Here is a 12,508-nt window from a genome sequence, read left to right as displayed (position 1 = left end):
GAGATCACAGCGGCCACAGCCATGCCGCGCCGCGTACGCCGCTGGAATCGCCGTGCATCGCCCGGCGGATCGGCGTTTCGCATTCTCCACCGAACACCCACTGCTTCACCAGCCCCGGTACCGTTTGATACAGGCGTTCGACATTGCTCATCCCGCCGCCTAACACAATGACATCCGGGTCGAGGATATTCACCACATGCGCCAGCGATTTCGCCAGCCGCTGCTCGTAGCGGCTAAGCGCCAGTTCGGCCTTTTCGTCACCTTCCCCCACCAGGCGCATAATCTCGCTGCCGGTTAACGGTTTTCCGCTCAGCCGCTGATAGTCGGTGGCGAAGCCGGTGCCGGAAATAAAGGTTTCAATACACCCCTGCTTGCCGCAGTAACAAGGGACCTGTTGGCGGTAGATCAGCTCATCTTCATCCATCCACGGCAGCGGGTTGTGTCCCCATTCGCCGGCAGTGCCATTGCCGCCGATATGCGCGCGCCCGTTCAACGCCACCCCCGCGCCGCAGCCGGTACCGATAATGACCGCAAACACGGTTTGCGCCCCCGCGGCCGCGCCATCAACTGCTTCCGAAACCGCCAGGCAGTTAGCATCGTTGGCAAGCCGGACCTCACGATTGAGGCGCTGGCTGAGGTCTTTATCGAAGGGTTGTCCGTTCAGCCAGGTCGAGTTGGCGTTTTTCACCACCCCGCTATACGGCGAAATCGAGCCGGGGATGCCCATACCGACGGTGCCGCGCTGCCCGGTCGCCTGCTCGGCCATCTCCACCAGCGAGGCAATGGTCTCGATGGTCTGGCGATAATCCTCCCGCGGGGTTGGCAAGCGGTGGCGAAATAACTGCTGGCCCTGCTCACTCAGGGCGATGACTTCTGTTTTTGTTCCACCTAAATCAATACCAATACGCACAGTCTGCTCCTCACCCCGATTAACAATGCAAGCATAGCGACAATTCGCTATCATGCCCGCCTGATTTAACGACAAAGCCGTGGAAATTATCATGCTGTGGTTCAAAAATTTAATGGTTTACCGTCTGAGCCGCGATATCGAATTGCGCGCCGAAGAGATGGAAAAACAGCTGGCCGAGCTGACATTTACCCCTTGTGGCAGCCAGGATATGGCGAAAACCGGTTGGGTATCGCCGATGGGATCGCACAGCGACGCGCTGACGCATACGGCAAACGGCCAGATCGTTATCTGCGCCCGTAAAGAAGAAAAGATCCTGCCGTCGCCGGTGATCAAACAGGCGCTGGAAGCGAAGATCCTCAAGCTCGAAGCCGATCAGGGCCGCAAGCTGAAGAAAACGGAAAAAGATTCGCTGAAAGATGAAGTTCTGCACTCGCTGCTGCCGCGCGCCTTTAGCCGCTTCAGCCAAACGATGATGTGGATCGATACCGTCAACGGCCTGATCATGGTGGACTGCGCCAGCGCGAAGAAAGCGGAAGATACGCTGGCGCTGCTGCGTAAAACGCTGGGCTCGCTGCCGGTGGTGCCGCTGACGCTGGAAAACCCGATCGAGCTGACGCTGACCGAATGGGTGCGCTCCGGTAGCGTGGCTCAGGGCTTCCAGCTGCTTGACGAAGCCGAATTGAAAGCGATGCTGGAAGATGGTGGCGTGATCCGCGCGAAGAAACAAGATCTGGTGAGTGATGAGATCGCCGTACATATCGAAGCGGGTAAAGTGGTCACCAAACTGGCGCTCGACTGGCAGCAGCGTATCCAGTTTGTGATCTGCGACGACGCATCGATTAAACGTCTGAAGTTCTGCGACGAATTACGTGACCAGAATGAAGATATTGACCGCGAAGATTTTGCGCAGCGTTTTGACGCCGACTTTATTTTAATGACCGGCGAGCTGGCGGCATTGATTCAAAATCTGGTGGAAGGCCTGGGCGGCGAAGCCCAGCGCTAACGCGCCACCTTCCTGCCGGGCCCGGAAAGTGGACGCGGCAGGAAGGCGCTTAAATTACAGATAACGGCACAGGTAGGAAGTCGGTTCCGCCACCTGCAGGTGGAATTCGCTATTACCCGGCACGTTAAACACTTCGCCTGCCGCGTAAACTTTCCATTCAGTTTCACCCGGCAACAGCACGTTCAGCGCACCGCTGACCACGGTCATCTCTTCCGGCTGGGCGGTGCCAAAGGCGTATTCACCCTCTGCCATCACCCCAACGCTGGCGCGGCCGGTACTGCTGCTGGTGAAGCCGATAGATTTCACTTTCCCTGAAAAATACTCATTGCTTTGAAGCATAAACAAGACCTTATCATCGTTGGTTGAAGCTTCAATATAGGGGGCGCTCCTTGCCCCTGTCACGCAAAATTAATCGATAACGTCGGGTTAAACTAATAGTTCTGCCGCCAGTCGCGAAACCAGCACATTTGACAATAATACCGGGACATCCAGCGCTTTTTGTAATACGTCGCGATGATGCTGATGATAGCCAAGACAGTCGAGCACCAGTACATCCGCCCCCTGTTCGACTAAACCTCTTCCTGCATCCAGCAGATCGCTGTCGCTGCCGCCCATCGGGTTCGCCAGCGCATAGTAAGGCGTATTTTCTAAAGTGAGCCACTTTTGCCGCTGTAGAGGCAAGACTTCTTCAACGGGTACAATCACGCCCACCTGATGGCCATCGACGATCGAGGCCACCAGCGGCGGAATAATCCGTTCAGGCTCAAGAAGGATAGCGTTGTGCGTCGCCAGGCCGCTCAACTGTTCGGAACTGAGAAGAAGAATGACATCATATTCCTGCCGATCCAGCATCTCGATAACGCAGCGCAGATCGCGCTCCACCTTTTGGCGGGAGACTTCCACCAGTTGGTTGTCATTGAGTAAGGTCAGCAGCCCCTGGTCGCCGGATTCCACGGCATAATCTTCCATAACGTCTTCACGCGTCATTTTACCTAACAGGCTAATATGGGTGATCTGCTCTTCCCTGATATGTTCGGTTAACAGCGGCAAAACTTCCGCCACCGGCGCTACGCCAATGGTCAAAATTGCCATCGTTGCACTCATATCATGTACCTTTTCACTACCACTGCTTCAACACAGGCTTTTCACACACGACATCCGCCCCCCTGGTGAGTAAAAATCAACCGTCGAGAAGCGTAGCAGCTCAGCGCCGCTGCGGAATGTAAAGATTCCAGAAGTTTCAGAGTCGCTCCTGAAAAATCCGTATGTTAGGTATTCATTAGTACCATTGATGAATTAAAAATGTGAGCTGGGCCCGGTATTGCCATCTTCATGACGCAAACCGGGCCGGGGGATTAGGTTTTCTCGGGATCTTCGTAACGCCGTTTGGCGTCTAACGCTTCCTGCTCGGAGGGATGTTCGCTGATTAGCGAATCGGGTGTCGGGTAATCCGCTCGCAGCTGATACCAGGTGACCGTCTGACCCGCGGCGCCTTTTTCGACGGCGACAACGCGTGCTTGTCTCGGATAAGGGGGTCTGTTTGGCATTGTTCTTCCTTTTTCGGCTGTCAGAACAATTAAGTATAGGCTCCGCTTTCCCCCCTGACCCAGGTAAAATCCTAACTTACTGTCACATCGCACAGCATGGTCATAATCTGTTCAACCACCGCATCCGGCGTCGCGGTGGCGTCTACGGTATGATGGGCGGTTTCGCGGTACAGGGCTTCCCGCTGCGCCAACACTTCGCCGACTTCCTCGCGAACGGGCTTACCGGTCAGCGTTGGACGCTGTTCCGCCTGTGGGTATGCTTCCAGACGCTCAATCAAGGCGTTAACAGAAGCCTGCAGATAGATCACGATGCCGTTTTCACGCATAAACAGACGATTGCGTTCAGCAAGAATAATCCCTCCGCCGGTCGCAATCACCGTATCCGGCAGCGTAACGGCCTTCAGCGACAGCGTCTCCAGTTCACGAAAGCGCTCCCAGCCCTCTTTCTGCACGATTTCCGCTACCGTGCGTTTCTCATGAGCCTGTAAACGATGATCGGTATCGGAAAACTGGAAATGCAGCGCGCGCGCCAGGGCATGGCCGATCGTCGTTTTACCGCAGCCTCGCGGCCCGATGAGAAAAATTGGTTGTGTCATTACCGAAGACCCCCTGGTTCCGCGTGTCGCGGAGAAATAAAGGCGAAAAGTACGCCATGATACCTGCAAATGCCTGCCACGATAACCGTAAAATAATCGTTACATTTTTTAGGGAACCCTATTTACCATAGAGTTTGAATGGATTCCGCATGTAAACTTATCATTGCATTTAGTGTTATGCCAGCTTTACTTAAAGTCGAAGGATTATTTTTTATCCATCGTTTGCCGTAAACGGTAACACATTTCTGCACAGCTTTACGCTGCAACATATTTACAACACCGGCCGACCGTCGCACTCTGACGGTAAATGACCCGTGTGACAGAGGAATGTATCATGCAATCTGAAGAACAACGCCTTATTGATGGCCTGTTTTCCCGTTTAAAAGAGGCCGAGACGCACAGCGCATCGCGCGACGCCAGCGCCGAGGAGCGGATTGCCCAGCACGTAACCCAGCAGCCGGCGGCCCCGTACTATATGGCGCAAACTATCCTGATTCAGGAAGCGGCTATCAAACAGCTTAACGACCGCATTCAGGCGCTGGAGGCGCAGGTTAGCCAGCTGCAGGCGGCAAAACCGAGCAGCGGCGGCTTCCTGTCGGGCCTGTTCGGCGGCGGCCAGTCCCGCGGCTCCGATCCGATTCCCGGGGCCGAGCAATATGGCCGCCCGCAGGCCAATAACGCGCAACCGCAGTATGCGCCGCAGCAAAACTATGCCCCGCAGGCGGCCGGGCGCAGCGGCGGCGGCTTTATGGCGGGCGCGCTACAAACCGCGGCCGGGGTGGCAGGCGGCGTGGTGCTGGGCAATATGCTGACCAATATGTTCAGTGGTTCACATCCTCAGGAGATTGTGAACATCATCGATGAACAGCAGCCGCAGCAGCAACAAGACGTCAGCCCGGCGCTGGATAATAACGCCGCCGAGGATCCGTTCCGCCAGCAGGACGATCCTTTCCTGGCGGACAACAACACCCTTGACTCCGATTTCGACGCCGGCTTCGGCAATGACGATGATTTCGGTAGCGATGACGACAGCTGGGTTTAATCCTGCTGACGTTTAACCGCAAGCAGCCACTTTTCCAGCTCGGCGGCGAATAACTGCCGATCGCGCTGCGATAAACTATCCGGGCCGCCGGTCTGTACGCCGCTGGCCCGCATCGTCTCCATAAAATCACGCATCGTCAGGCGCTCGCGAATGGTCGCTTCACTGTAGCGCTCGCCCCGCGGATTCAGCGCCGCTCCCCCTTTCGCCAGCACTTCCGCCGCCAGCGGGATGTCGGCGGTGATCACCAAATCGCCCGGTTCACAGAGACGGACAATCTCGTTATCGGCAACATCAAAACCCTGTGCCACCCGCAGCGCGCGGACGTAGCGCGACGGCGGAACCCGCAGCGACTGGTTGGCGACCAGCGTCAACGGCGTCTGCGTGCGTTCGGCGGCGCGGAACAAAATTTCTTTAATGACATTCGGACACGCGTCCGCATCTACCCAAATCGCCATTTCGGCTCCTGTCGTTGGCAAAGGTTGCGACATTGTCGCCTGCTTTTCTCCCCCAGAAAAGCGCCAGGATGATAAGCTAGTGGGATCGTAACGAAAAATGCAGAGGGGAAAGGTAATGGATAAGAAAATTGGCTTTATCGGCTGCGGCAACATGGGTAAAGCCATTCTCGGCGGCCTGATCGCCAGCGGACAAGTGCAACCGGCGCAAATCTGGGTCTATACCCCATCGCCGGACAAAGTTGCCGCCCTGCATGACCAATACGGTATTAATGCGGCGGAAAGCGCACAGGAAGTCGCTCAGGTCGCCGATATCGTCTTCGGCGCGGTGAAGCCGGGGATCATGACCAAGGTATTAAGCGATATCGCATCCAGTCTGAACAAAGATTCGCTGGTGGTTTCGATAGCCGCAGGCGTCACGCTGGATCAGCTAGCGCGGGCGCTGGGCCACGATCGCAAAATTATTCGCGCCATGCCGAACACGCCGTCGCTGGTGAACGCCGGGATGACCTCCGTAACGCCAAACGCGCTGGTCAGCGCGGAAGAGATCGCCGAGGTGTTAACCATTTTCCGCTGCTTCGGCCAGGCGGAAACCATCGCCGAACCAATGATTCACCCGGTGGTTGGCGTCAGCGGTTCCGCGCCGGCTTACGTCTTTATGTTTATCGAAGCCATGGCCGATGCCGCCGTTCTCGGCGGTATGCCGCGCGCGCAGGCCTACAAATTCGCCGCGCAGGCGGTCATGGGGTCAGCGAAGATGGTACTGGAAAGCGGCGAACATCCGGGCGCGCTGAAAGATATGGTCTGCTCGCCGGGCGGCACCACCATTGAAGCGGTTCGCGTACTGGAAGAAAAAGGTTTCCGTTCAGCCGTTATCGAAGCAATGGCAAAATGTATGGAAAAATCAGAGCAACTGAGCCGTTCCTGATAAGCCTTAAAGAGACTACGGGTGAGGCGCCGCCCCACCCGTCATCTTATTTCTTCAGGCAGGTACTCATAAACTTATTACGATCGTCACCCTTCAGCGATTTCGACGACGCTTCTTTACTACAAGCGCTCATCTTCTGCTGTTGAGGCGTCAGCGTCTTGCCGGCCGCTGGCGCATCTTTCTTCAGGCAATTGCTCATAAAGGTTTTACGTTCATCACCTTTCAGCGACTTTGACGCCGCTTCGGTATTACATACGCTCATTTTCTGCTGCTGAGGCGTTAACGTTTTATCTGCGGCACTCACCGCGGCAACAAAGACCAAACCAAAAAGTAGGGTTACCAGAAATGTTATTTTCATCACACCATCCCTCTGTTAGTGGATCTCTGTAAGTCTGGTCGCTATCAGCAAAAAAACCAGCCGGTAACGCAAATTCATTACCGGCGGCGGGTTATTTCAGGCCCAGCGCGTCTTTCATGGTGTAAAACAGATCGGTTTGATCGGTGAGCCCCACCACGTTGCCCGCATGCGGTCCGTATGCGGCAATGCGCAGTTGGGTACCGGTGTGCTCCATTGACTCTTCTTCAGAGTTGCCATAGCTCATCACCATCACCGCGCCATCTTTAGTGGTCAGCGCCTGGGTCAGGCCCGGCGCTTTCGTGTCGGCCGGGATAATCTGGCTGGAGTGGGCGTGATCGGCGGTGACGATAACCAGGGTATTGCCCTCTTTTTTGGCAAATTCCAGCGCTTTCTGTACCGCTTCATCGAGGTCGACGGTTTCGCCAATCTGGCCGCAAGGGTTTGCGGCATGGTCCTGTTTATCGATAGACGCTCCCTCAACCTGCAGGAAGAAACCTTTCTCGTTGCGGCTCAGGAGATCAATCGCTTTTTCGGTCATCTGCGCCAGCGTCGGTACGGAAGCATCGCGTTTCGGGTTTGGCGTACAGGTTACCGGCGGTTTGTCGATATTGCCGTGATAAGAGGCTTTCGGGCCTTCCCACCGCACCGGCATATTGCCATCGGAGAACAGACCGAGCAGCGGTTTACCCTGATTTGCTTCGCTGATAGCGGCGAGTGAAGCGGCGTCGGTCACAATCTGATAGCCGCGAGCGACCGCCTGCTCATGCAGGGTTTTCCCCTGCCACTCCCCCGCGGTCGCCGTTTCAGCAAAGGTCTTCGCCCCGCCGCCTAAAGAGACATCCGGACGGGCATTCAGCAGTTGTTCGGTGATAGAGCCCTTACCGCCTTTTTCCAGCGCGTTGCTGGCGCATTTTTCGCTGGTCACGCTGGGACCATAGCATTTACGCGAGGTCACATGGGCAACCTGCGCCGCCGGCGTCGCATCCTGCAATTCAGCCGTCGAGACATTGCCGGTGGCAAAACCCGCGGCTTTCGCCAGCTCAAGGATGGTCTGATGATCTTTTTCGTGGATATCAACGCCCAGCGCGCCGTTATAGCTTTTAACGCCGGTGGTCCACGCGGTTGCCGAAGCGGCGGAATCCGTCACGTAATCCGGTTTGCCGGTTTTTTTATCCAGAGAATAATGGGTATATTGGCCCGTCAGCGGCAGGGCATCAATACCTTTAAAGAAACCGCCGGCGCCTTCGGCATAATTTCGTGCGGCGGTAATTTCTGAATCGCCCATACCATCGCCAATGAGCAAAATAATATTTTTCGCCGGTTTATTGATTAACGAAGCGCGCAGCGCTTCGGTCTGATCGCCCGTTAAACGGCGCGCGCCGCCTGGGGTCGTGATATCGCCCTGCGCCGCGCGATTTTCCAACACCGGCGAAGAAGTGGTTTGCGCATGAATAACCGGGGGAGCCAGCAGCGGTAACAGGGCAATAAAGAGGGCAGATAATTTCACTTTGTCGTCTCCATGTAAAAAATACTTAAAAAACAAAACGAGGGAGACTTTATAAAAGTGGTGTGACAGAAAAATGACAGCATCCTTACTGGTCACATGATTAGTTACGAGGATGCCGGAGCAGCTTTTTTATATATTGCTGCAGAAGCTGGGTGTCACGGTCGTCCACCAGCGGCCCGGGCTTTACCTGCTCCATTGCGGTTTCGATATCCTGAATCAAACGTTGCTGCGCATCCTCAGCCATATGGCGCAGCAGCGCGGTGACGACAATTTCCAGCGCCTCAACCTGTACCGTCAGTTCTTTTGCCTCTTCTTCTTTTTGCGCCAGATTGACCAACAGCTCGGCAATGAGATTTTTCATTACGCATTATCCTTAAGCAACATCCATAATGGCCTAGTTATGTCATACATCGGCATATCGATACCAGAATTATTTTCAAATAATAGGGTTATTCCTGCAATAATATTCAGCGAAACGTTTTTATTACCGCCAGGCAACAAAGGTAAAGCCCCTATTATTAATAGCCAAAAGATAATTCTATAACCAAATTTAATAGTAAATAATAAAATGGAATATGCGTCGCACTATTTAAGGATAACTAAAGGTAATGGTTAATAGCTATATCAGCTGATTAATATAAGGCGCCCTTATGAGCGCCCAATATTTTTATTTAAACGGCCGCGCGGCGGCTACGGCGTAACATAATCGCCAGTTGCCAGATATTAATCAGGACAATCAACGCAGTGGCAATAAACACCCAGCGGAAACCCGCCATTGCCGAGACCGAAGCGCCAATGAGCGGCCCGGCGACATTACCCAGATACATAAATGACTGGTTATAACCGAAAATACGCCCGGTGACGTTATCGCTGCAGTATTTCAAGAGCAGCGTCTGGACCGCCGGTAGCATCGCTCCGTCGGCAAAGCCCAGCAGGAAGCGCAATACTCCGAGCTGCAGCGGCGAGGTCACGAACGACATTGCGAAGAACATCACCACCGCGCAGCATAACGTCGCCAGCAGAATACGCGACGTCCCGATGCGATCGCCGAGTTTTCCCAGCCGAGGTGCGGAAATCAACGCCGAAATGCCCGGTACGGCGGCAATCATCCCCGCCAGAAACGCGATATTGTTGCTGTCTGGCGCCATCGACTTGATAAATAACGCCAGAATCGGCCCGATAGAGCCGTTACACAACTGGATAACCAAGGTTGTGAAAAACAGGCTAATTACCAACCCCGGATGCGTTAGCGTAGCAAAGACCGCTTTGCCGCTCAGACGCTCGGCTTTGCTTATTTGCGGCCGGGCGCCTTCTTTAATCAGAAATAACGTCACAAGGAAGCTGACCGTCAGTAAAATCGCGGTAATGAAAAACACCGCCCGCAGGCCGACGTGGTCGGCAAGAAAACCGCCGAGCAGCGGGCCGCCGATCACGCCGCTTATCTGCGCTGTCGAGAGGGTACTCAGCGCCCAACCGCTGCGTTCACGCGGCACCTGCGAGGCCACCAGCGCCATGGCGTTGGGTATATAGCCTGAGGTCAGCCCCATTACCGCCCGCAAAATAAATAGCTGCCAAACGTTGGTCGCAAAAGCCTGCAGTAAAATGGCTATCGCCATGCCAAGGGAGGCGCGCAGCAGCATCAGTTTGCGCCCTTTGCGGTCTGCCAGGCTCCCCCACATCGGCGAGACAATCGCCGACACCAGGAACGTGACGCTAAAGGTCAAGCCCGACCACATCGACAGCGCCTCGTGTGAGGTAACGCCCAACTGAGAGACATACAGCGGTAAGAAGGGCAGAATTTGACTGATGGCGAGTCCGGTGAAAAAGCAGCCGAACCAGACAGAAATGAGATTAACCTTCCAGGATTCCATAACTACGCGTATTCATTAGTGTTTCGTTAATTATTACCTAGCTTAGCAATTTCCGTCTTCGCACGTAGTACCAGAGATGCGCATGCCGCGAGTTTGGTGTTTTATCGCCCTGACCGCGGAGTAGACAAACATAATCGAAGATAACCGCATTTTCGTCAGTGCGATGTGCTGACGCACACCGGCGCATAGCGGCGAATGCGCAGCATTTAACCCTCTGCGGCAAAGGGTAAAGATTCAGGCAGCCATCTCGCTAAAACACATGCTATGTTATGTGTTTTGATGTAATCAGGATGGAAGTTGAAATGGCTAAAATGAGGGTTGGGATCGTTTTTGGCGGTAAGTCGGCAGAACATGAAGTGTCGCTGCAGTCAGCCAAAAATATCGTCGAAGCAATTGATAAAACGCGCTTTGATGTTGTGCTGCTGGGAATCGATAAACAGGGGCTTTGGCATATCAACGATGCCAGCAACTATCTGCTGAACCCGCAGGATCCCGCCCATATCGCGCTGCGCCCATCGGACGTGACGCTGGCGCAAATTCCCGGTCGCGATGCCCATCAGTTGATCAACGCCGATAGCGGCCAGCCGCTGGCGGCCATCGACGTCATCTTCCCGATTGTTCACGGCACCCTTGGCGAAGATGGCTCGCTGCAGGGAATGCTGCGGATGGCGAATTTGCCGTTCGTCGGATCCGATGTGCTGGGCTCCGCCGCCTGCATGGACAAAGACGTCACTAAACGCCTGCTACGCGATGCCGGTCTGTCGATTGCGCCGTTCATCACCCTGACTCGCGCCAACCGCCAGCAGTTCAGCTTTGCCGATATCAAAGCGAAGCTGGGGCTACCGCTGTTTGTGAAGCCCGCGAACCAGGGTTCTTCCGTCGGCGTCAGCAAAGTGAAGAGCGAAGAAGAGTATCTGCAGGCCATCGCGTTAGCCTTTGAATTCGACCATAAAGTGGTGGTTGAACAAGGGATTAAGGGCCGTGAAATCGAATGTGCCGTGCTGGGCAATGATTATCCCGAGGCCAGCACCTGCGGGGAGATCGTACTCAATAGCGAATTCTATGCCTACGATACCAAGTATATTGATGATAAAGGCGCGCAGGTGGTGGTTCCGGCAGCTATCGCCCCGGAGATCAACGACAAAATCCGCGATATCGCCGTCCGCGCTTATCAAACGCTCGGCTGCAGCGGGATGGCACGCGTTGACGTCTTCCTGACGGAAGATAACGAGGTGGTGATCAACGAAATCAACACGCTACCGGGCTTTACCAACATCAGTATGTATCCGAAGCTGTGGCAGGCCAGCGGCCTGGATTACACCAGCCTGATAAGCCGCCTGATCGAGCTGGCGCTGGAGCGCCACGCTGCCGACCGCGCGCTGAAAACCTCAATGAACTAAGCCTCTTTCCCGGGTAGCGGCGTACCGCCTTACCCGGGCTACCGCGGTGCCGTTATTTTGTCGGATGGCGGCTAACGCCTTATCCGACCTACGGTCCGTGCGGCCTGCTGTTAATTTCTTCACCACGCTGGCTGACACTACTGGTGCTCTCCCCCCCCGGTGGCGCTGCTACAGCGCTTTGCGATTTGGTAGCCCGGAGAAGGCGCAACGCGCCGCGTCCGGGAAAAACCCTTAAAAAGTCGCAAACCGATAACAGTATCTACGCCGGCATGTGATCTGTAGGCCCGCGCAAGCGTAGCGCCGCCGGGCAATAACCGCGGGTAAAAAGCCACTTTCGCGCCGGATGGCGGCGGCGACTGGCCGCCCTCTGTGCGCTCCCTGCGCCATGAGAGACATAACGCAGAAGAATTATCGGGAGCGCAATGTGCCTGGAAACAGCACAGAACAACCGTTTTTCCAGGTCGAAACGATCGCAAACCGATAATAATAACTACCACGTCTTGCCGGGGATATTACGCCTCTTCTGCCGGACGGCGGCGAATAACAAATCCCGCCAGCCAAAAGCTCACGACCCACGTCGCCAGACCAACGGCATAAGATTGCCAGCCCTGCGCGTCAAACCCCAACAGCCCTACCACGCCATTGAGAATAAAAATTAACCCCAGCGCAAACGCGTAGTAGTGCCAGTCACGGCGGATTTTGTCGGTCAGCTTCATAACGACTCCTGCAGAAAAAAAACATCATCGCATAGCCGCCCGCCGCGCCAACAAGATTGTTCGCACAATGCGAAGCCGCTCTCCCTTTTGGGGCAATGCGGGCCCGCCGACAGTTTTGTCAAAACAGGATTATTCCTGGCAGAAATTACCAGCAATCTGATACAGGGAAACGACCGGC

15 protein-coding genes are annotated in these 12,508 nt (G+C 55.1%); 4 read left to right on the top strand and 11 right to left on the bottom strand.

Annotated elements, in window-relative coordinates:
• Window positions 1–4: 4 nt before the first annotated feature.
• Window positions 5–910 (bottom strand): fructokinase, encoded by a 906-nt coding sequence (mak, locus tag PGR79_RS08955; RefSeq protein WP_430921494.1) that lies wholly within the window; start codon window positions 908–910, stop codon window positions 5–7.
• A gap of 91 nt (window positions 911–1,001) precedes the next feature.
• On the opposite strand from mak, the gene rdgC reads away from it, so the two are divergent.
• Window positions 1,002–1,913 carry a recombination-associated protein RdgC gene (rdgC, locus tag PGR79_RS08950; protein ID WP_047050739.1) on the top strand — a complete coding sequence of 304 codons (912 nt, stop codon included), beginning with the start codon at window positions 1,002–1,004 and terminating at the stop codon, window positions 1,911–1,913.
• Between the two features lie 54 nt (window positions 1,914–1,967).
• Here rdgC and ppnP read toward each other — a convergent pair whose 3' ends face one another.
• The 4 genes from ppnP to aroL form a co-directional block, all read right to left on the bottom strand.
• Window positions 1,968–2,252, bottom strand: coding sequence for a pyrimidine/purine nucleoside phosphorylase (gene ppnP, locus PGR79_RS08945; protein ID WP_015368017.1), 285 nt, complete (start codon window positions 2,250–2,252; stop codon window positions 1,968–1,970).
• 87 nt (window positions 2,253–2,339) lie between these two features.
• Window positions 2,340–3,017, bottom strand: coding sequence for an AroM family protein (locus PGR79_RS08940; RefSeq protein ID WP_015704547.1), 678 nt, complete (start codon window positions 3,015–3,017; stop codon window positions 2,340–2,342).
• A gap of 251 nt (window positions 3,018–3,268) precedes the next feature.
• Window positions 3,269–3,460 carry a YaiA family protein gene (locus PGR79_RS08935; protein WP_015368019.1) on the bottom strand — a complete coding sequence of 64 codons (192 nt, stop codon included), beginning with the start codon at window positions 3,458–3,460 and terminating at the stop codon, window positions 3,269–3,271.
• 71 nt (window positions 3,461–3,531) lie between these two features.
• Window positions 3,532–4,056: a shikimate kinase AroL gene (aroL, locus tag PGR79_RS08930; protein ID WP_032707531.1), complete on the bottom strand. Its 525-nt coding sequence runs from the start codon at window positions 4,054–4,056 to the stop codon at window positions 3,532–3,534.
• 334 nt (window positions 4,057–4,390) lie between these two features.
• On the opposite strand from aroL, the gene PGR79_RS08925 reads away from it, so the two are divergent.
• Window positions 4,391–5,098, top strand: coding sequence for a DUF2076 domain-containing protein (locus tag PGR79_RS08925; protein ID WP_047078667.1), 708 nt, complete (start codon window positions 4,391–4,393; stop codon window positions 5,096–5,098).
• Here the strand turns inward: PGR79_RS08925 and PGR79_RS08920 are convergent.
• Window positions 5,095–5,553 (bottom strand): YaiI/YqxD family protein, encoded by a 459-nt coding sequence (locus PGR79_RS08920; protein WP_015368022.1) that lies wholly within the window; start codon window positions 5,551–5,553, stop codon window positions 5,095–5,097. The two genes, PGR79_RS08925 and PGR79_RS08920, sit on opposite strands and share 4 nt — an antisense overlap.
• A 115-nt stretch (window positions 5,554–5,668) precedes the next feature.
• On the opposite strand from PGR79_RS08920, the gene proC reads away from it, so the two are divergent.
• Entirely contained in the window at window positions 5,669–6,478 is an 810-nt protein-coding gene (proC, locus tag PGR79_RS08915; protein ID WP_015368023.1) for a pyrroline-5-carboxylate reductase, read from the top strand.
• A 46-nt stretch (window positions 6,479–6,524) separates the two neighbouring features.
• Here proC and PGR79_RS08910 read toward each other — a convergent pair whose 3' ends face one another.
• The 4 genes from PGR79_RS08910 to PGR79_RS08895 all read right to left on the bottom strand — a co-directional run bounded on the left by PGR79_RS08910 (window position 6,525) and on the right by PGR79_RS08895 (window position 10,214).
• Window positions 6,525–6,836: a PsiF family protein gene (locus PGR79_RS08910; protein WP_045390969.1), complete on the bottom strand. Its 312-nt coding sequence runs from the start codon at window positions 6,834–6,836 to the stop codon at window positions 6,525–6,527.
• 91 nt (window positions 6,837–6,927) lie between these two features.
• On the bottom strand, window positions 6,928–8,343 hold the full coding sequence (gene phoA, locus PGR79_RS08905) for an alkaline phosphatase (RefSeq protein ID WP_087860418.1): 1,416 nt from the start codon (window positions 8,341–8,343) through the stop codon (window positions 6,928–6,930).
• 100 nt (window positions 8,344–8,443) lie between these two features.
• A complete protein-coding gene (iraP, locus tag PGR79_RS08900) occupies window positions 8,444–8,704 on the bottom strand; it encodes an anti-adapter protein IraP (protein WP_015368026.1) in 261 nt (86 codons plus the stop codon).
• 310 nt (window positions 8,705–9,014) lie between these two features.
• Window positions 9,015–10,214: a multidrug efflux MFS transporter gene (locus tag PGR79_RS08895; RefSeq protein WP_087860419.1), complete on the bottom strand. Its 1,200-nt coding sequence runs from the start codon at window positions 10,212–10,214 to the stop codon at window positions 9,015–9,017.
• Between the two features lie 302 nt (window positions 10,215–10,516).
• Between PGR79_RS08895 and ddlA the strand changes: the two genes are divergently transcribed.
• Entirely contained in the window at window positions 10,517–11,614 is a 1,098-nt protein-coding gene (ddlA, locus tag PGR79_RS08890) for a D-alanine--D-alanine ligase (protein ID WP_113373721.1), read from the top strand.
• Between the two features lie 512 nt (window positions 11,615–12,126).
• Here the strand turns inward: ddlA and PGR79_RS08885 are convergent.
• Window positions 12,127–12,330 (bottom strand): DUF2754 family protein, encoded by a 204-nt coding sequence (locus tag PGR79_RS08885; RefSeq protein WP_015368030.1) that lies wholly within the window; start codon window positions 12,328–12,330, stop codon window positions 12,127–12,129.
• Between the last annotated feature and the right edge of the window lie 178 nt (window positions 12,331–12,508).

The organism is Klebsiella sp. 141161, assembly GCF_050600815.1.
Lineage (GTDB): Bacteria > Pseudomonadota > Gammaproteobacteria > Enterobacterales > Enterobacteriaceae > Klebsiella > Klebsiella aerogenes.
The sequence above is the reverse complement of the archived record's forward strand: the minus strand, read 5'-3'. Positions and strand labels throughout refer to the sequence as shown.

What these genes read in the sequence shown, in the direction of transcription:
- iraP (WP_015368026.1), bottom strand. Translation starts at nt 8,704, where the DNA reads ATGAAAAATCTCATTGCCGAGCTGTTGGTCAATCTGGCGCAAAAAGAA.
- PGR79_RS08910 (WP_045390969.1), bottom strand. Translation starts at nt 6,836, where the DNA reads ATGAAAATAACATTTCTGGTAACCCTACTTTTTGGTTTGGTCTTTGTT.
- PGR79_RS08925 (WP_047078667.1), top strand. Translation starts at nt 4,391, where the DNA reads ATGCAATCTGAAGAACAACGCCTTATTGATGGCCTGTTTTCCCGTTTA.
- PGR79_RS08920 (WP_015368022.1), bottom strand. Translation starts at nt 5,553, where the DNA reads ATGGCGATTTGGGTAGATGCGGACGCGTGTCCGAATGTCATTAAAGAA.
- PGR79_RS08895 (WP_087860419.1), bottom strand. Translation starts at nt 10,214, where the DNA reads ATGGAATCCTGGAAGGTTAATCTCATTTCTGTCTGGTTCGGCTGCTTT.
- aroL (WP_032707531.1), bottom strand. Translation starts at nt 4,056, where the DNA reads ATGACACAACCAATTTTTCTCATCGGGCCGCGAGGCTGCGGTAAAACG.
- PGR79_RS08885 (WP_015368030.1), bottom strand. Translation starts at nt 12,330, where the DNA reads ATGAAGCTGACCGACAAAATCCGCCGTGACTGGCACTACTACGCGTTT.
- proC (WP_015368023.1), top strand. Translation starts at nt 5,669, where the DNA reads ATGGATAAGAAAATTGGCTTTATCGGCTGCGGCAACATGGGTAAAGCC.
- PGR79_RS08940 (WP_015704547.1), bottom strand. Translation starts at nt 3,017, where the DNA reads ATGAGTGCAACGATGGCAATTTTGACCATTGGCGTAGCGCCGGTGGCG.
- rdgC (WP_047050739.1), top strand. Translation starts at nt 1,002, where the DNA reads ATGCTGTGGTTCAAAAATTTAATGGTTTACCGTCTGAGCCGCGATATC.
- ddlA (WP_113373721.1), top strand. Translation starts at nt 10,517, where the DNA reads ATGGCTAAAATGAGGGTTGGGATCGTTTTTGGCGGTAAGTCGGCAGAA.
- ppnP (WP_015368017.1), bottom strand. Translation starts at nt 2,252, where the DNA reads ATGCTTCAAAGCAATGAGTATTTTTCAGGGAAAGTGAAATCTATCGGC.
- PGR79_RS08935 (WP_015368019.1), bottom strand. Translation starts at nt 3,460, where the DNA reads ATGCCAAACAGACCCCCTTATCCGAGACAAGCACGCGTTGTCGCCGTC.